This window comes from Mycobacterium sp. 5-140-3-2, assembly GCF_035666375.1.
Lineage (GTDB): Bacteria > Actinomycetota > Actinomycetes > Mycobacteriales > Mycobacteriaceae > Mycobacterium > Mycobacterium intracellulare.
In genome coordinates, this window is the sequence record NZ_CP142025.1 from 3,182,226 (window position 1) to 3,202,200 (window position 19,975).

A 19,975-nucleotide genomic window follows, 5' to 3' on the forward strand; every position below is an offset into this window, starting at 1 on the left:
AACGTGAACACGATTCCGCGTAATGCCGGAAGTTTATTCGGTTGGCTGTGGTCTTGCAAAAGTTTCTGGTATTCAACACATGTCAGATTGACTGCGCGTGGTGTACGCGTAATCATGTCCGCCAGCGGGGAATTCGTCATTCGATTTCGTCGTCTTCCGCCGCATTGAGCGCCATGGCGATTAAATCGTCGGGGCTCAAAGAATCGATATCGTCACCGCTGGGACCGGGTTCATTTGCGTCGCCTTCGGGTGTTTCCGGCACACCGGCGAGTAATAGGAGTTTGTCGAGCAATCCCGTTCTGCGAAGTTCACGCACAGGAATCCTCCTCAGCGCGGACCATAGTTTTTCGTCGTCGGATTCCTCGCGATCGTCATGGAGTAGTTGCCGGCGAAGATGATCGGCCAGCGCGGCCGGGGTCGGGTAGTCGAAGATCACCGTGCGTGACAACGCCGTCCCGGCATGTGTGGTGAGGCGATTGCGCAATTCGACCCCGGTCAGTGAGTCGAACCCGAGGTCGCCGAAGGCGCGGTCGTGGTCGATGGCCTGTCCGCCCGGATATCCCAGCACGGCCGCCGCGTGCTCGCACACCAACCCGAGCAGCACACGCTGCTGTTCGTCGCGCGGCAGGCCGTGCAACCGCTGGGCCAAGTCGGGCGAGCGCGTCACGGCGGCGGGCGCGGCCCCCGATCCCCCCGGCCCGCGCCCGTCGCCGAGCCAAAACCTCTCTCGCGCAAAGCCATACGTCGGCAATTCGACCCGCCGCGCGTTCAGGCCGGCGAAGACGCCCGCCCAGTCGAGGTCGAGTCCGCGGGTGAACAGCTGCCCGGCGGCGGCCAGCGTCGATTCCGTCTCGGGGCGGTCCTTGGGCATGGTGGCCAGCGACGCCGCCCGCTCGGCGCTCAGCGATTGGTCCACGGCGGCCGTCAGCGCCGCGCCCGGTCCCAGCTCGAGGAAAATCGCGGCGCCGCCCGCCTCGGCGGCGCGCACCCCCTCGAAGAAGCGCACCGGCCGGCGCACGTGTTCCACCCAGTACTGCGCCGATCCGTACTCGGCATCGGCCGGCCGCCCGGTCAGGTTCGAGACCAACTCGACTCGGGGGCGCCGCGGTTCGATGCCGGCCGCCACCGCGGAAAACTCGCCCAGCATGGGCTCCATCATTGGCGAATGAAACGCGTGGGAGACCGCCAACCGGTGTACGCGCCGACCGGTTTGCGCCAGCCGATCGGCCAGCGCCGCGACCGGTGTCTGTTCGCCGGAGAGCACCACCGACTGCGGGCCGTTGACCGCCGCGATGCTCACCCCACCGTCCATCAACGCGGCCACCTCGGCCTCGCCGGCGCCGACCGCCACCATCACCCCACCGGCCGGCAGCCGTCCCATCAGCCGGCCGCGGGCCGCCACCAGCCGGGCCGCATCGGGCAGCGACAGCGCCCCGGCCACGCACGCCGCGGTGATCTCCCCCACCGAATGTCCCATCACCACATCCGGTGCGACACCGAAGGATTGCCACAACGCCGCCAGCGCGATCCCCAACGCGAACAATGCCGGCTGGGCAAACTCCGTGCTCTGCAACAACTCCGGGCCCGCGCCCCACATCACCTCGCGCAAGGGCAGCCGCACATGCCCGTCCACCACTTCGACGGCCTCGTCGAAGGCGCGGGCGAACACCTCGAAGCGGTCGTAGAGTTGGCGCCCCATCCCGAGCCACTGCGAACCCTGGCCGGGAAAGACGAACACCGTTTTGCCCGGCGGCATGCCCCGGCCCACCGACACACCCGAATGTGGCTGCCCCGCCGCCAGCGCCGCCAATCCCGTTGCCAACTCCCCACGATCGCCACCCACCACGACCGCGCGATGCTCGAAAGACGCCCGGGTGCTGACCAATGACCAGGCCACGTCGAGGGGGGTGAGATCCTCCCGCTCGGCCAGGTGGTCCGACAGCCGCCGCACCTGGTTGGTGAGCGCGCGTTCGGATCGGGCCGAGAGCACCCACGGCACCGTGAAGCCTGAGTTCGATTGCGCCGCATCGGGTTGGGCGGGAGGCTGTTCCACGACGAGGTGCGCGTTCGTCCCGCCCATGCCGAACGAGGACACCCCGGCCCGCCGCGGGTGGCGCGTGGACGGCCAGGGCACCGCCACGGTATTGACTTGCAGTCCAAGGCGATTCAGATCCACCTCGGGATCTGGGCCGGCATGGTTGAGGCTCGGCGGAATCGTCGAATGGTGGATCGACAGGACGGCCTTGAGCAGACCCGCCACCCCGGCGGCGCCGCCGGCGTGGCCGATGTTGGTCTTCACCGATCCCACCCGAACCGGATCGTGTGCGCGCACGCCGAAAACCTCACCCAGCGCTTGGGCTTCGATCGCGTCACCCACTTTGGTTCCCGTGCCGTGGGCCTCGACGTAGTCGATGTCCGCCGCCTCGAGGCCGGCGTCGGCGAGCGCGCGGCGGATCACGTCGGCCTCGCCACGCGCCGACGGCACGGTCTGGCCGGCCGGGCTGTGCCCGGCGTTGGCGACGGCGCTGCCGCGAATGACGGCGTGGATGCGATCGCCGTCGTCGAGCGCGGCCGGCAGGGGCTTCAGCAGCACCAGCCCCGCGCCCTCACCGCGCACGTAACCGTCGGCGCGCCGATCGAAAGCGTAGGTGTGGCCGGACACCGACACGGCGCCGAATTCCCGTTCCAGCATGGCGATTTCGTCGGCCAGGTTGAGGTGAACCCCGCCCGCGATGGCCAGCGACGACTGCCCGGTCCGCACGCTTTCGCATCCGAGGTGCACCGCCACCAGGGACGAGGACTGGCCGGAGTCGACGGTCATGCTGGGCCCCTGCAGCCCGAAGGCATACGAGATCCGGTTGGCGATCATCGCCCGGCTGATGCCGGTGAACGTGTGGTGGTCGAGGTTGTCGGCGAGGTCGCGCAGGGTCAGCGCGGCGTAGTCATCCGTCATCACCCCGAGGTACACCGAAACCGGTTCTGTCCGCAGTGTGTCGGGAACGATGAATGCGTTCTCGAACAGCTCCCAGGTCAGTTCGAGGGCCAGCCGTTGCCTCGGGTCCATCGCGCACGCCTCGCGCGGCGACAGGTTGAAGAAGTCGGCATCGAATTGCTGTGCTTCCCCGGCGAATTGGGTGTTCTCCCGCCCGTCGCGGATGAGCCGCCACAAGGCCTCGGGGCCGGCCGCTCCGGGGAACTTGCACGCCAGCCCGATGATCGCTACGTCTGTCGAGGCCAAGGTCAGGGGCCGACTTCGTCGTCGAGGATGGCAAAGAGCTGACTCTCGGTGGCGGTGGCGAGGTCGTCGTCGAACGCGTCCTCAGGCTGATCCGGCAGCGCGGACGGTGTCGGACCGGTCGCCGTCGCCAGCAGACCCTCGAGCCGGGCGACGAGCTGTGCCCGGTCGGCGGGGCTCAGCCCGGGCCGGCCCAGCAGTGCCTGCAGTTCCCGCGCGATGTCGTCGAACCGGGCGATGCGATCGGGCTCGGTGGCCGGGGCGGCGACGGAGCCGGTGGCCAGTTCGGTTCCGAGGTGTTCGGCCAAGGCGGCCGGCGTGGGGTAATCGAAGATCAGCGTGGGTGAAAGGGTAAGCCCGGTAGCGATTTTGAGCCGGTTTCGCAGTTCGACGGCGGTCAGCGAGTCGAAACCGAGGTCACCGAACGCGTCGTCGGCGTTGACGTCGGCGGTGGTGTGCCCCAGTACCGTGGCCGCGTTGCCGCAGACCAGTTCCACCAATTCGGCTTGTCGCTGTTCGGGACTCAGGCCGTCCAGGCGCGCCCGCAGGCCCGTCAGGGACACCATGTCGGTGTGCTCGAGGACCCGCCGGGCGGGGCGGGTGGCCAGCTGGCTCAGCAGCGGCGGCAGCGTGGCGCTGTGGTGCGCCAGCGCGCCCCGGTCGAGGCGGGTGCCCACCACCATGGGCCGGTCGCCGAGCAGCGCGGCGTCCAACAGGTCCAGCGCTTGCCGGGTGGACAACGCGCTCAGCCCGGCCCGGCTCATCCTGGCCCGATCGGCCTCGCCGAGGTGGTGCGTCATCGCCGACGGCTCTTCCCACATCCCCCACGCCACCGACAATCCCGGCAGTCCCCGGGCGTGGCGATGGGCCGCCAGCGCGTCGAGGAAGCTGTTGGCCGCTGCATAGTTGCCCTGACCCGGCGCACCCACGATGCCGGCCATGGACGAAAAGACCACGAACGCGGCCAGGTCCAGTTCTTTGGTCAGCTCGTGCAGGTGCCACGCGCCGTCGACCTTGGCGCGCAACACCGCGTCGATACGCGCGGGAGTCAATGACGCGACCATCGCGTCGTCGATCACCCCCGCGGCGTGGAACACCGACCGCAGCGGGTAGTGCGAGGGCACCCGCGCCAGCAGGGCCGCGACCGCGTCCCGGTCGCCGACATCGCAGGCAGCCACCGACACCGAGGCGCCCAGGTCGCGCAATTCGCCTGCCAGCTCGGCGATTCCGGCGGCCTGCTCCCCGCCGCGACTGACCAGCATCACGTGGGGCACCCGGTGCCGCTCGACGAGGTGGCGGGCCACCGCCGACCCCGCCATGCCGGTGCCGCCGGTGATGAGCGCGGTCCCGCCCGCCAGCCCCGCGGGGCCGTCCGGCATGGTGAGCACGACCTTCCCGATGTGACGGGCCTGGCTGACAAAGCGGTAGGCGTCGGCGGCGCTCCGCGCGTCGAAAGCCTTGACCGGCAACGGCGCCAGGGCCCCGCCGGCGAACAATGTCATCAATTCGGCCAGCATCTCCGCGATTCGATCCGGGCCGGCCTCCATCAGGTCGAAGGCGCGGTACCCCACCCCGGGGTGGGCGTGCGCGACGATATCCGGATCACGCAGGTCGGTCTTGCCCATCTCGATGAAACGACCACCCCGGCCCAAGAGCCGCAGGGACGCATCGTTGAATTCACCGGCCAGGGAGTTGAGCACCACGCCGAAGCCCCCGGCGCCCACCGCCGCGCGGAACTTGTGCTCGAACTCCAGCGTCCGCGAATCCGCGATGTGGGCGTCGTCGAAACCCATGGCGCGCAGCGTGTCCCATTTGCCGCGACTGGCCGTCGCGAACACCTCCGCGCCCCAATGCCGGGCCAGCTGCACCGCGGCCATGCCGACCCCGCCGGTGGCCGCGTGCACCAGCACCCGTTGGCCCGCCCGCAGTCCGGCCAACACCGAGAGCCCGTAGTACGCGGTCAGGAACACCACCGGCACGCCGGCGGCCTGAGCCATCGACCAGCCCCGCGGCACCCGCGTGACCAGCCGCCGATCGACGGTCGCCTCCGAACCCGCCAGCCCGAAGATCCCCATCACCGCGTCGCCGACGGCCACATCGGTGACGCCGGAACCGACTTCGGTCACGATGCCGGCGCCCTCGGCACCCAACTGCGCGGCACCGGGATACATGCCCAGCGCCACCAGCACGTCCCGGAAATTCACCCCGGCCGCGGCCACCGCCACCCGCACCTGTCCGGCTTCCAGCTCCGCCGGCGGGTACTCCTGGACCGCCAGATCCTCCAGCGTCCCGGCGTCGCCGGCGGCCAGCCGCCACACCGACGGCGGCTCGGGCAGCGACAACAGCGCCCGCTGGCCGGCCGGCTTCAGCCGGGCACTGTGGGCGATGCCGTCGCGCACCACCAATTGCGGTTCGCCGCAACCGATCACCGTCGCGACGTCCAACGAGCCGTCGGTGTCGACCAACACGATGCGGCCCGGATGCTCGGCCTGCGCCGAGCGCACCAGCCCCCAGACGGCCGCGCCGGCCAGGTCGGAGACGTCGTCAGCGGACAGGGTCACCGCACCACGGGTCTGCACCACCAACGTCCCGGCCGCGTCGCCGGACAGCCAGGACTGCAAGACGCCGAGGGCCTCGTGCGCCGCGGTGTAGACCGCGGTGATCGAAGCGCCGGGGGGCGGCTCCCATACGGTCACGCCCTGGCCAACCCCGTTGCCCGGGAGCGAGATCGGCGACCACACCACGTCGAGGAGCTCGCCGCTCCCGGCGCGGGCCGCCAGCGCCGCCCTCAATTGGTCGGCCGACACGGCGCGCGTCACCAACTCCCGCACCGAGAGCACCGGCAGGCCCGACGCGTCGGCCAGGTCGACCGACACGGCGCCGGTGCCCGCCGGTGCCAGCCGCACCCGGACCCGCGATGCACCGGCGGCGTAGAGGCTCACGCCCTGCCAGGAGAACGGCAACACGGTCTCGATCCGCTCGTCGGCCACCCCGAGCGCGTGCAACGCCGCGTCCAGCAGCACCGGGTGGATGCCGAAGCCGCCGGTCGCGACACCGGCGTGCTGCGGGAGCTCGACCTCGGCGAACGTTTCGGCCCCCCGCCGCCACACGGCCCGCAACCCCTGAAAGGCCGGGCCGTACCCGTAGCCGCGGTCCGCCAGGCCGTCGTACGCGCCGGCCACGTCCACCGCCTCGGCGCCGACGGGGGGCCACACCGACAGATCCGTCACCGGGGTGGTCGCGCCGTCGCGCAACAAGCCCTCGGCGTGCAAAATCCAATCCGTTTGCGCCGCACGCGAATACACGGAGACGGCCCGCGCTCCGGTGCCGTCGGCCGCCTCCACCACCACCTGCAGCTGCACGACCCCGCCCACCGGGACCGCTAGCGGTGCCGACAGCGTCAGTTCCTCGATCACCGAGCAGCCGACCTCGTCACCCGCCCGCAACGCCAGCTCCACGAAGCCCGCCCCGGGGAACAGCACCGTGCCGGCCACGGCGTGGTCGCCCAGCCACGGTTGGGCGGCCGTCGACAGCCGGCCCGTCAACACCACACCGCCGGAATCCGGCCGGTCCACCACCGCCCCCAGCAACGCGTGCTCGGCCTCGGTCAGACCCAGGCTGGCGATGTTCGCCGATCCCACCGAATCGCTCGACAGCCAAAACCGGCGCCGCACAAAGGCATACGTCGGCAACGGGATGCGCCGCGCGCTCAGCCCGGTGAACGCCGCCGACCAGTCCAGGTCCGAACCCGTCGCGAACAGCTGTCCGGCCGCCGACAGCAGCGAGTCGACCTCGGGGCGGCCCTTGGCCATCGACACCACCGAGATCGCGCGGTCGGTCGTCAGGCATTGGTCGACCGCGGCCGTCAACGCCGCCCCGGGGCCGACCTCTAAAAACACACCGGCGCCCAGCGATTCGGCCAGCTGCACGCCGTCGACGAACCGCACCGGCTTGCGCACATGGTCAACCCAGTACGCGACCGTCCCATAGTCGGGCCCGGCCAGTTGCCCGGTCAGGTTGGACACCAACGCGATCCGCGGCTCGCGGGCCGACACGCCGGCCACCACCGCGGCGAAGTCCCCCATCATGGGTTCCATCAGCGGCGAGTGGAACGCGTGCGAGACCGCCAGCTGCCGCACCCGGGCGTCCCCGGCCGCCAGCCGGTCCGCGACCACCTTCACCGCCGACTCCGAGCCCGAAAGCACCAGCGATTGCGGGCCGTTGACCGCCGCGATGCCGACGTCGCCGTTCAGCAGCGGCGCCACGTCGGCCTCGGTCGCGGTCACGGCCATCATCACCCCACCGGGCGGCAACTGCGCCATCAACCGGCCCCGGCTCGCGACCAATCGCGCCGCGTCGGACAGCGAGAGCGCGCCCGCGACGCAGGCCGCGGCGATCTCCCCCACGGAGTGGCCGATCACCACATCCGGTGTGACGCCCAGGGATTCCCACAGCGCGGCCATCGCGATCTCCAGCGCGAACAGCGCCGGCTGGGCGAATTCGGTGCTCTGCAACAACTCCGCGTCGGAGCCCCACATCACCTCGCGCAACGGCAGCCGGCAGTGGGCGTCCACCGCGGTCACCGTCTCGTCAAAAGCCTGGGCGAACGCGGGAAAGCGTTCGTACAAGGCCGCGCCCATGCCCAGCCACTGCGAACCCTGACCGGGAAACACGAACACGCGCTTGCCCGCCGCGCGGGTGCGCCCGGTGATCGCGCCCGGGACCGGCGCCCCCGCGGCCAACCCCGCCAGGCCGGCTGACAGGCCCGCACGGTCGGCGCCGATCAGCACCGCGCGGTGCTCGAACGCCGCCCGGGTGGTCGCCAACGACCAGCCCACGTCCACCGCGGGCACATCCGGTGTGGCGCCCAGGTGGTCCAGCAGGCGTTGGGCCTGACCGGCCAGCGCGTCGGTCGAGCGTGCCGAAACCACCCACGGGACAATGGGATTCGAGCCGTCGTGCGCCGCGGGCACGTCGTTGGGTTCGGCGGGTGCCTGCTCGACGATCACGTGGGCGTTGGTGCCGCTGATCCCGAAGGAGGAGACGCCTGCCCGCCGCGGCCCGCCGTGATCCGGCCAGGGCCGCGGGTCGGTCAGCAGCGACACCGCCCCGGCCGACCAATCCACGTGGGGCGACGGGACATCCACGTGCAGCGTCCTGGGCAACACCCCGTGCCGCATCGCCTGCACCATCTTGATCACCCCGGCCACGCCCGCCGCGGCCGAGGTGTGGCCGATGTTGGATTTGATCGATCCCAGCCACAGCGGGCGGTCCGCCGGGCGGTCCTGTCCGTACGTCGCGAGCAGCGCCTGCGCCTCGATGGGGTCCCCGAGCACGGTCCCGGTCCCGTGGCCCTCCACGGCATCCACGTCCGCCGCCGTCAGTCCGGCGTTGGCCAACGCGGCCCGGATGACCCGCTGCTGCGACGGCCCGTTGGGTGCGGTCAAGCCGTTGGACGCGCCGTCCTGGTTCACCGCGGTGCCCCGCAGCAGCGCCAGGACCGGGTGTCCCAGGCGCCGGGCGTCGGCCAGCCGCTCCAGCACCAGCACACCGGCGCCCTCCGACCACGAAGTCCCGTCCGCCGCCCCGGCGTACACCTTGCAGCGACCGTCGGGCGCCAGCGCCCGCTGCCGGCTGAATTCGACGAACGCCGCCGGGGTCGCCATGACGGTCACTCCCCCGGCCAGCGCCAGGTCGCATTCCCCGGACCGCAACGACTGCGCGGCCAGGTGCATGGAGACCAACGAGGACGAGCACGCGGTGTCCACCGAGACCGCCGGGCCTTCCAGCCCCAACACGTACGACACCCGGCCCGAGGTGACGCTCAAGGTCGAGCCCGTGAGCCCGTAGCCCTCCAGCTCGCCTTTCACCTCGCCGCCATACCCGGCGTGAATGACCCCCGCGAAGACTCCGGTCGCCGTGCCGCGCAGCGCGAAGGGGTCAATTCCCGCGCGCTCCAACGCCTCCCAGCAGATCTCCAGCATCATCCGCTGCTGGGGGTCCATGGCCAGCGCCTCGCTGGGCCCGATGCCGAAGAACCCGGCGTCGAAGTCCCCCGCGTGCTGCAGGAAGCTGCCGTGGCGGGTGTACATCTTGCCTTTCGCGTCCGGGTCCGGGTCGTAGAGGCCCTCGACGTCCCAGCCGCGATCGAGCGGGAAGTCCGACACCGTGTCCCGCCCCTCGGCGACCAGCTCCCAGAGGGCGTCCGGGGTGTCCACGCCGCCGGCGTAGCGGCAGGCCATGCCCACCACCGCGACCGGTTCGGACAGTTGGCCTTCCAGCTCGGCGACGCGCCGCCGGGTCCGCCTGAGATCCGCCGTGAGGCGCTTCAGGTAGTCGACGTGCTGCGCGGTGCCGGGCGTTGCCGCTCCTGGCGGGGTGTCAGCGGCCGAGTTCTTCATCGAGGATCGCAAAGAGTTGGCTTTCGGTGGCGGCATCGAGGTCATCGTCGAGGTGTTCGGAGTCGGCCGGATCGGCGGGCGCAATGGCGCCGAGCAGGGTGTGGATGCGCGCCCGCAGCACCGAGCGGTCGTCGGCATTCCAGTCGGGCGCGCCCAGCAGCGCCTGCAGTTCGCGGGTGATGTCGTTGACCCGGGCCATCAGGTTCGGCTGCACGTCGGTGCCGGCCCCCGCCAGTTGTGTGTCCAGGTGCCCGGCCAGCACGGTCGGCGTGGGGTAGTCGAAGATGAGTGTTGGCGAAAGGGTAAGGCCCGTCGCGTTTTTGAGCCGGTTACGCAGCTCGACCGCGGTGAGCGAGTCGAAGCCGAGCTCCTGGAACGCGCGGCCGACGTTGATGTCGGCCGGGTTCGGCACGCCCAGCACCATCGCCGCGTTGCCGCGAACCAGGTCGATCAATTCGCGCTGCCGGGCCTCGGGGCTCAGGCCGTTCAGGCGTGCGCTCAGACCCGTGCTCGACGCGGCGGCGCCGGTGTCGTCGACCACGCGCCGGGCCGGGCCGGCGGCGAGTTCGCGCAGCAACGGCGGCAGCGCGGCGACGTTGTCCGACAGGGCGGCCCGGTCCACGGCGGCGGCCACCAGCACCGGACGGTCGACCAGCATGGCGGCGTCGAAGGCCGCCAAGGCCTGCCCGGTGGGCAGCGGCGCCAGGCCGATCCTGCTCATCCGGGCCTTGTCCCGGTCGCCGAGGTGCGCCGTCATCGCCGAGGCCTGTTCCCACAGGCCCCAGGCCAGTGACAGGCCCGCGAGGCCGTGGGCGCGCCGGTAGGCGGCCAGCCCGTCGAGGAAGCTGTTGGCTGCCGCGTAGTTGGCCTGTCCCGGGGTCCCCACGATCCCGGCCATCGACGAAAACACCACGAACGCCGACAAATCCAGATCGCGGGTGAGCTGGTGCAGGTTCCAGGCACCGTCGACCTTGGCCCGCAGCACCGCGTCCACCCGGTCCGGGGTCAGCGACGAGATCAACCCGTCGTCGAGGATCCCGGCGGCGTGAACGACGCCGCGCAGCGGATAGTGCGCCGGTATCCGGGAAAGCATCGCCCCCACCGCGTCGGGATCGGCGACGTCGCAGGCCTCCACCGACACGTCGGCGCCGGCCCGCCTCAGCCCGTCCACCAGTTCCGCGACACCGGGGGCCTCCGCGCCGGCCCGACTGACCAGCACCACGTGGGCCACCCCGTAGCGGTCGACGAGGTGGCGGGCCAGCGCCGAACCGGCCATCCCGGTGCCGCCGGTGATCACCACACTGCCCCCGGCCAGCCCGCCGCCGCAGCCGCTGAGCACCTCGCCGGGCCCCGACGGCACGGTGAGCGCGACCTTGCCGACGTGGCGGGCCTGGCTGACGTACCGGTAGGCCGCCGCGGCGCAGCGGACGTCGAATGTCCTCTGCGGCAACGGTGTCAAGACCCCGCGGGTCAACAATCCGACGATCTCGGCCAGCATGGCCGCCGTCCGGTCCGGGCCGGCCTCCAACAGGTCGAAGGCCCGGTACTGGGCGCCCCCATATTGTTCGGCGACGACGCGCGGGTCGCGGACGTCGGTCTTGCCCATCTCGATGAATCGCCCACCGGGCGCCAACAGCCGCAGCGAGGCGTCGGTGAAATCGCCGGCCAGGGAATTGAGCACGACATCGAAGCCGCGGTCACCCGCCACCGCGCGGAACTTCTCCTCGAACTCGAGCGTGCGGGAATCCCCGATGTGGTCGTCGTCGAATCCCATCGCGCGCAAGGTATCCCACTTGCCGCGGCTTGCGGTGACGAACACCTCCGCACCCCAGTGCCGCGCCAGTTGCACCGCGGCCATGCCCACTCCCCCGGTGGCGGTGTGCACCAACACGCGCTCCCCGCAGCGCAGCCCCGCCAGCACCGACAACCCGTACAGCGCGGTGAGGAACACCACCGGCACGCCGGCGGCCGCGACCAGCGACAGCCCGTCGGGCACCGGTGTCACCAATCGCTGGTCGACCACCGCCTCGGAGCCGACGACCCCCAACAACCCCATGACCGGATCACCGACGGCCAACCCGGTCACGTCGGGGGCGACCTCGACGACCACACCGGCGCCCTCGGCCCCCAGCTGGCCGCCGCCGGGATACATCCCCAGCGCCACCAGCACATCGCGGAAGTTGACCCCGACCGCGGCCACCGCCACCCGCACCTGCCCGGCAGTCAATTCGGTTCGCGGGCAAGGGCTTACGACGAGGTCCTCCAGGGTGCCCTCGCCGCCGGCGTCCAACCGCCAGCCGCCGGCCGGCAGGCCGATCGCGGAGTCCGCCCGCACCGGCCGCAGCCGGGCCGCATAGGCGACACCCCGGCGGACCACCACTTGCGGCTCACCGCAACCGATTACCGCGTGGGCATCCAGCGACCCGTCGGAGTCGATCAGCACCATGCGGCCGGGGTGCTCGGCCTGCGCCGAGCGCACCAGGCCCCACACCGCGGCGCCGGAAAGGTCCGAAACGTCTTCGCCGGCAAGCGCGACCGCGCCGCGGGTCCGCACGGCCAGCACCCCGTCGCCGTCGGCGCGCAACCACGATTGCAGCACCTCCAAGGCCTCGGCGGCCGCCGCGTGCACCGACTTCACCACGTCGCCGCCGTGATCGGCCAGCTCCCACACCGTGGCCTTCGCGCCGTCGTCCTCGCCGCCCAGCGTGATCGGTGACCAGGTCACGTCGAGCACTCCCTGGGCGAGCGGGCGCTGCGCGGGAACCGCCGCGGTGGCCAATTGCTCGGCGGAGACCGGGCGCATGGCCAACGCGCCCACCGACAGCACCGGCAGCCCCGCTCCGTCCGCCAATTCCACCGAGACCGCCCCGGCGCCGGCGGGCGCGATCCGTACCCGCGCCCGCGCCGCGCCCGACGCGTGCAACGACACGCCCTGCCAGGAGAACGGCAACACGGTCATGTCCTGCTCGCCGGCGGCCCCGATCGCGTGCAGCGCGGCGTCCAACAGCACGGGATGGATTCCGAAGCCGCCGTCGGCCGCGGCGGCGTCGGGCACGGCGACCTCGGCGAAGAGCTCGTCCCCGCGCTGCCACATCGCCCGCAATCCCTGGAATGCGCGGCCGTATTCGTAGCCGCGCCGGGCGAGCGCGGCGTAGGCGCCCGAGACCTCGACCGCGGTCGCCCCGATGGGCGGCCACACCGAGAGGTCCGCGGCCGGCGTCACCGCCCCCGGCCGCAACAGTCCCTCGGCGTGCAACACCCACTCCGAACCCGGCTGCGCGGCATCCGAATACACCGACAGCCGACGCCGACCCGACTCGTCGGCCGCCCCGACCACGAGTTGCACCTGCACTCCGTCGCCGGCGGGCAGCACCAAGGGCGCCGACAGCGTCAGCTCGTCGAGCACGCCGCAGCCGACCTCGTCACCCGCGCGGATGGCCAGCTCGACGAATCCCGCGCCGGGGAACAAGACGGTCTGGCCCACCGCGTGATCGGCCAACCAGGGGTGGGCGGCCGTCGACACCCGGCCCGTGAGCGCCACACCGCCGGAGTCGGGCCGGGGCACCACCGCGCCGAGCAGCCCGTGCTCGGCACCGCTAACCCCCAGGGTGGCGGCGTCAGACGAGCCCGTCGATCCGCCCGGAAGCCAAAAGTGTTGCCGCACAAACCCGTACGTGGGCAGGTCGACACGCCGGCCGCCCAGGCCGTCGAACGCGGCGCGCCAGTCCACACCCACGCCCGCTACGAACGCCTGCCCGGCCGAGAGCCAGAAGCGGTCCGGGCCGCCGTCGTCGCGGCCCAACGACGGGATGACGCAGCCCTGTTCGTCGTCGGGCATGGTCTCTTCGATGGCGGCCATCAGCACGGGGTGCGGGCTGGATTCGATGAACGCCCGATAGCCCGCGTCGCAGGCGCCGCGGACCGCCCGCTCGAACTGCACCGTCTGCCGGATGCTGCGGAACCAGTAGTCGGCGTCCAGTCCCGCGGTGTCCATGAGCTCACCGGTCACGGTGGAGAAGAACGCGACCGAGGACGACCGCGGTGCAATGCCGTCCAGCGCCGCGGCGAGGGGCTCGCGGATCGCGTCCACCGCGGCGGAATGCGAGGCGTAGTCGACATCGATGCGGCGGGCGCGGATGTTGTCGGCTTCGCACCGCCGCATCAATTCGGTCAGCGCGCCCACCTCGCCGGAGACCACCACCGCCGAAACACCGTTGACCGTGGCGATATTCAATCGCTCACCCCACGGCGCGATGAGCTGCTCGGCGCGCGGCAGGGCGCAGGCCAGCGAGACCATGCCGCCCCGGCCCGACAGCCCCACCAGCAGCCTGCTGCGCAGCGCCACCACCCGGGCGGCGTCTTCCAGCGACAGCGCCCCCGCCACGCAGGCCGCAGCGATTTCGCCCTGGGAATGGCCGATCACCGCATCGGGCACCACGCCCACCGAACGCCACAACTCCGCGAGCGACACCATGACCGCCCACAGCGCCGGCTGCACCACGTCCACCCGGTCCAGTCCGGGCGCGCCCGGCGCGCCGCGGATGACGTCGATCAGCGACCAGTCGACGTGATCGGCGAGCGCCCCCGCGCACCGGTGCAGCTGCTCGGCGAACACCGTTGAGCCGTCCAGCAATTGGGCGCCCATGCCGGCCCATTGCGAGCCCTGGCCGGGAAACACGAACACCGTCTTGCCGGGCGCGTGCGCCCGGCCCACCGCGACGCCGGCCCCCTGCTCGCCGGCCGCCAACTCGGCCAGCCCCCGCAGCAGCTGCGCGCCGGTGGCGCCCACGACCACCGCGCGGTGCTCGAAGCGCGACCGCGTCGCGACCAGCGACCAGCCCACGTCGACCACCCGCAGCGCGGGGTGGGCCTTCACGTGCGCCAGCAGCCGCGCCGCCTGGTTCGCAAGCGCCTCGGCCGACCGGGCCGAGAGGACCCACGGCGCCACCACGTCATCGCCTGGGGGCGAGTCGCTTTCGGGCTCCGGCGCATACTGCTCGACGATGACGTGCGCGTTGGTGCCGCTGATGCCGAACGACGAGACGCCCGCGCGGCGCGGCCGGTCGGGCGTGGACCAGGGGCGCGATTCGGTCAGCAGCGATACCGCGCCGGCCGACCAATCCACGTGCGGCGTCGGCTCATCCACGTGCAGCGTCTTGGGCATCACGCCGTGGCGGATCGCCTGCACCATCTTGATCACTCCGCCGGCGCCGGCCGCGGCCGACGTGTGACCCATGTTGGATTTGATCGACCCCAGCCACAGCGGCCGGTCCGCGGGCCGGTCCTGCCCGTAGGTGGCCAGAAGCGCTTGCGCCTCAATCGGATCCCCGAGCGTGGTGCCGGTCCCATGGCCCTCCACCAGGTCCACGTCCGCGGTGCCCAGCCGCGCGTTGGCCAGCGCCGCCCGGATCACCCGTTGCTGCGAGGGCCCGTTGGGCGTCGCCAGCCCGTTGGACGCGCCGTCCTGGTTCACCGCGGACCCGCGTATCACGGCCAGCACCGGATGCCCGAGCCGGCGCGCGTCGGCCAGCCGCTCCAGCACGAGCACGCCGACGCCCTCGGAAAACCCGGTGCCGTCGGCCGCGCCCGCGTAGGCCTTGCAGCGGCCGTCGGCGGCCAGCGCCCGCTGGCGACTGAATTCGATGAACATCGCCGGCGTGGCCATCACCGTCACGCCGCCGGCCAGCGCCAGATCGCATTCACCGGAACGCAACGACTGCGCCGCCAAATGGAGGGCCACCAGCGACGACGAACACGCCGTGTCGACGGAGACCGCCGGGCCCTCGAGCCCCAACGAGTACGCCACCCGCCCGGATGCCACACTGAGCGTCGAGCCGCGCAGGCCGTATCGCTCCAAGTGTCCCGGCACCCGGCCCTGTCCCCCGTAGGAGCCGTGAAAGATCCCGGCGAACACGCCGGTCGAGGAACCGCGCAGGGTGACGGGATCGATTCCGGCCCGCTCCAACGCCTCCCACGACACCTCGAGCAACAGGCGTTGCTGCGGGTCCATCGCCAGCGCCTCGCTGGGCGCGATCCCGAAGAAGGCGGCGTCGAAATCCCCGACGTCCGAGAGGAACCCGCCGCAGCGCGCGTAGGACTTTCCGACCGCGTCCGGATCCGCATCGAAGAGCCCGGCCAGGCTCCAGCCGCGGTCCGACGGGAACTCCGAGACGACGTCGCGGCCCTCAACCACCATCTCCCACAACGCCTCTGGCGAGTCCACCCCACCGGGATAGCGGCATCCCATGCCCACCACCGCCACCGGTTCGGTGGTGGCGGCGAGGTATTGGCGGTTCTCGCGCTTGAGCCGCTCGTTTTCCTTCAGCGATTGGCGAAGGGCCCGGACGAGCTCTTCGGTGTTGCCGTTCATCGAACGCGGCCTTTCGTGTCACTCACAGCGCCGGCTCCTCCAACGGGCCGTCGGTCGACCCACCGTCACAACCTCCCCGCCGCCCCAAGAGGGCGCCTCAGGGCAGGAACGGAGGTACACGAGCGACCATCAGTGCCAACGCAACAACACCAATTCGGAACAGAATCCCGGCCCCATCGCGAGCATCAGGCCGGGACTTCCGCTCGGCGGCGGCTTGGCGAGGGTGTCGCGCAGCACGTGCAACACCGACGCCGACGAAAGATTGCCGATCTCGCCGAGCGAACGCCAGGTGAGTTCGAGGGCCTCCGGCGGCAGGCTGAGCGCCGCGTTGATCGCCTCGATGACCTTGGGTCCGCCGGGGTGGCTGACGAACGCGCCGATGTCGGTCGGCGTCAGGCCATGGGCGCCGAGAAACTGGGTGACGTCGTCCTCGATGTATTGCTCCACGACCGCCGCGACGTCCTTCGACAGCACGAGCTCGAATCCGCCCGAACGCACGTCGAAGCCCATGGTGCGCAGCGAATCGGGATACAAGTGGCTGCGCGAATCCAGCACGCTGGGCCCGGCGGCGGCGAGCTGTTCAGCGCGCCGGTCGCCCACGGCCACCACCGCCGCGGCGCCGTCGGCGAACAGGGCGCTGCCGACCATCCCCGCCAGCGACGGCTTGTATCCGGGGTAGGTCAGCGAGCACAGCTCGACCGAGACCAGGGCGGCGACGGCGTCGGGCGCGCCACGCAGGTAGTCGTTCGCTCGGGCGACACCGGCCGCGCCGGCCACGCAGCCGAGGCCGAACAGCGGCACGCGGCGCACGTCGTCGCGCAGGCCGAGCCGCGCGGCGATCCGGGCGTCCACCGACGGCACCGTCAGTCCGGTGACGGTCGTCGTGATCAGCACGTCGACGTCCTGCGCCCGCAGTCCCGCCTCGTCGAGCGCGCCGGACAGCGCCTCGCAGCCGAGGTTCACGGCGTGCTCGGTGAAGATCCGGTTGGCCATGCCGAAGTCGGTCAGCGTGGGGTATTGCTCGAGCGGCAGCACCAGGTGGCGGCTGTCGATTTTGGCGCTGGCGTGCAGCTGCCGGACGATGTCTTCGTAGTCCGCGAACTCGGGGATGCTGACGAAGAAGTCGGTGAGCTCGCGCTGCGAATAACGGTGCGGCGGTAGCGCACCGAAGACGCCGGCGACGACGCTCATTGGTTTCCCACCCCTTGGTCACGGGGATCCGGCCCGAAACGTTCATCCGGATCGCTTTGAGCCCGCAGTCTAGTCGGCGAGACAGCGCGGGGCACGGAAACCGACGTCATCTCAACGGCTCCCGCGCGCCCGGTCCTCGAGCCGCTCTTTGAGCGTTCCGGCGCTGGCCAGGACGTTTTCGATCTGCTCGGCGACCCGGACCGGCGCGGTGCCGCCCCACGCGTCGCGCGACGCCACCGAGCCCTCGATCGTCAAGACCTCGCGAACCTGCGGTGTCAGGTCGCCGCTGATGGCGGCCAGCTCGTCGTCGGTCAGCTCGTCGAGCCCGACGCCGCGCTGCTCGGCGGCGCGCACGGCCGCACCGGCGGCCTCGTGCGCGGAGCGGAACGGCACCCCCTGGCGCACCAGCCATTCGGCGATGTCGGTCGCCAGCGTGTAGCCGGCCGGCGCGAGGGCGGCCATCCGGTCGACGTCGAACGTCAGGCTTCCCACCAGCCCCGCCATCGCGGGCAGCACCAGCTCCAGCTGGGCCACCGAATCGAACACCGGTTCCTTGTCTTCCTGCAGGTCACGGTTGTAGGCGAGCGGCTGGGCCTTCAGCGTGGCCAGCAGGCCGGCCAGGTTTCCGATCAGCCGACCCGACTTGCCGCGGGCCAGCTCGGCGATGTCCGGGTTCTTCTTCTGCGGCATGATCGAGCTGCCGGTGGACCACGAGTCGTGCAGGGTGACGTAGCCGAATTCGGTCGAGCTCCACAGGATGACGTCCTCGGCCAGCCGGGACAGGTCGACGCCGATCATGGCGAGGACGAACGCCGCCTCCGCGGCGAAATCTCGGGACGCGGTGGCGTCGATGGAGTTGTCGGCGGGGGCCGTGAAGCCGAGCTCAGCGGCGATCGCGCCGGGGTCCAGGCCCAGCGACGACCCGGCCAGCGCCCCGGAGCCGTACGGGGAGATCGCGGCCCGCTTGTCGAAGTCGACGAGGCGGTCGACGTCGCGCAGCAGCGGGTGGGCGTGCGCGAGCAGGTGGTGGGCCAGCAGCACCGGCTGGGCGGACTGCAGGTGGGTTTTGCCGGGCATGATGGCGTCGGGGTGGGCGGCGGCCTGGGCGGCCAGCGCGCCGACGACGTCCAGCGCCCCGGCGGCGACCCGGCGCACCGCGTCGCGCAGCCACATCCGGAACAGGGTGGCCACCTGGTCGTTGCGCGACCGGCCGGCCCGCAGCCGCCCGCCCAGCTCGGGCCCGACGCGGTCGATCAGCCCGCGTTCCAGCGCCGCGTGCACGTCCTCGTCGGTGACCAGCGGCGAAAAGCTGCCGTCGGCGACGTCGGAGGCGAGCTGGTCCAGGCCGGCCAGCAGCCCGTCGCGCTGCTCTTCGGTCAGCAGCCCGGCCCGGAACAGGATCACGGCGTGGGCCCGCGAGGCGACGATGTCGTAAGGGGCGAGCACCCAGTCGAAATGGGTGGACTTGCTCAGCGCGGCCAGCGCATCCGACGGGCCGTCGGCGAACCGCCCGCCCCACAGCGACCCCTCGCGCGTGCTCACGCTTCGGCCGGGCCCGTCACCGTCTGGTCCCGGCGGGACGCGATCTTCGACGACAGGCCGTGCACGTAGACGAAACCCTTCGCGGCCGACTGGTCGAAGCTGTCGCCCTCGTCGTAGGTGGCCAGGTTGAAGTCGTACAGCGATTCGGCGCTGCGCCGCCCGTTGACCGCGATGTGGCCGCCGTGCAACACCATTCGCACCTCGCCCGTCACGTGCTCCTGGGTCTTGGCGACGAAGCTCTCCAGCGCCTCCTTGAGCGGGGAGTACCACAGCCCGTCGTACACCAGCTCGGCCCAACGCTGATCGGTGTGCCGCTTGAACCGGCCCAGCTCGCGCTCGAGCGTGACGTGTTCGAGTTCGGTGTGCGCGGTGATGAGCACCATGGCGCCGGGCGCCTCGTAGATCTCGCGGCTCTTGATGCCCACCAGCCGGTCCTCGACGACGTCGAGGCGGCCGACGCCCTGCGCGCCGGCGCGGGTGTTGAGCTCCTCGATGGCGTCCAGCACCGACACCCGCTTGCCGTCGATCGTCACCGGCACGCCGCGCTCGAACCCGACGATCACCTCGTCTGGGGTGCTCCAGTTCAGCGTGGGGTCTTCGGTGTAGGCGTAGACGTCCTTGGTGGGCGCGTTCCAAAGGTGTTCCAGGAAGCCGGTTTCCACCGCGCGGCCCCACACGTTCTGGTCGATCGAGAACGGCGAGCGCTTGGTGACGTTGATCGGGATGGCGTTCTCCTCGGCGAACGCGATCGCCTTCTCGCGCGTCCAGGCGTAGTCGCGGACCGGCGCCAGCACCTCGAGATCGGGTGCCAGCGAACCGAATCCGACCTCGAACCGGACCTGGTCGTTGCCCTTGCCGGTGCAGCCGTGCGCGACGATGCTGCCGCCGTGCTCGCGCGCCGCCGCCACCAGGTGCTTGACGATCAACGGCCGGCTGATCGCCGACACCAGCGGGTAGCGATCCATATAGAGGGCGTTGGACAGGATGGTGGGAAGGCAGTAACCCTCGGCGAATTCGTCGCGGGCGTCGACGACGACGGCCTCCACCGCCCCGCAGTCCAGGGCCCGCTGGCGGATGACCTCCATGTCTTCGCCGCCCTGGCCGAGGTCGATCGCCACCGCTACGACCTCACGGCCGGTCTCCTTGCCGATCCAGCTGATGGCCACCGAGGTGTCCAGACCGCCGGAATACGCCAGGATGACGCGTTCTGACATGAACCAATCTCCTTAGGTTGAA

Annotated in this window: 6 protein-coding genes; all 6 read right to left on the bottom strand. The window is 71.4% G+C overall.

What is annotated here, in order from left to right; all coding sequences use genetic code 11:
- Positions 1-136: 136 nt before the first annotated feature.
- The 6 genes from P6281_RS14770 to P6281_RS14795 all read right to left on the bottom strand — a co-directional run bounded on the left by P6281_RS14770 (position 137) and on the right by P6281_RS14795 (position 19,953).
- Positions 137-3,238 carry a type I polyketide synthase gene (locus P6281_RS14770; protein WP_014385090.1) on the bottom strand — a complete coding sequence of 1,034 codons (3,102 nt, stop codon included), beginning with the start codon at positions 3,236-3,238 and terminating at the stop codon, positions 137-139.
- A gap of 2 nt (positions 3,239-3,240) precedes the next feature.
- Complete coding sequence (locus P6281_RS14775; RefSeq protein ID WP_324738971.1) at positions 3,241-9,636, bottom strand: type I polyketide synthase; 6,396 nt, start codon at positions 9,634-9,636, stop codon at positions 3,241-3,243.
- Positions 9,617-16,006: a type I polyketide synthase gene (locus P6281_RS14780; RefSeq protein ID WP_202376496.1), complete on the bottom strand. Its 6,390-nt coding sequence runs from the start codon at positions 16,004-16,006 to the stop codon at positions 9,617-9,619. Before P6281_RS14780 ends, P6281_RS14775 begins: the two co-directional genes overlap by 20 nt.
- Positions 16,007-16,135: 129 nt before the next feature.
- Positions 16,136-17,197, bottom strand: a complete 1,062-nt coding sequence (locus P6281_RS14785) for a type III polyketide synthase (RefSeq protein ID WP_201358413.1) — start codon at positions 17,195-17,197, stop codon at positions 16,136-16,138.
- Between the two features lie 111 nt (positions 17,198-17,308).
- Positions 17,309-18,739 carry an argininosuccinate lyase gene (gene argH, locus P6281_RS14790; protein ID WP_095763347.1) on the bottom strand — a complete coding sequence of 477 codons (1,431 nt, stop codon included), beginning with the start codon at positions 18,737-18,739 and terminating at the stop codon, positions 17,309-17,311.
- Positions 18,736-19,953, bottom strand: a complete 1,218-nt coding sequence (locus tag P6281_RS14795; RefSeq protein WP_014385093.1) for an argininosuccinate synthase — start codon at positions 19,951-19,953, stop codon at positions 18,736-18,738. The genes argH and P6281_RS14795 overlap by 4 nt, the downstream gene beginning before the upstream one ends.
- Positions 19,954-19,975 lie beyond the last annotated feature (22 nt).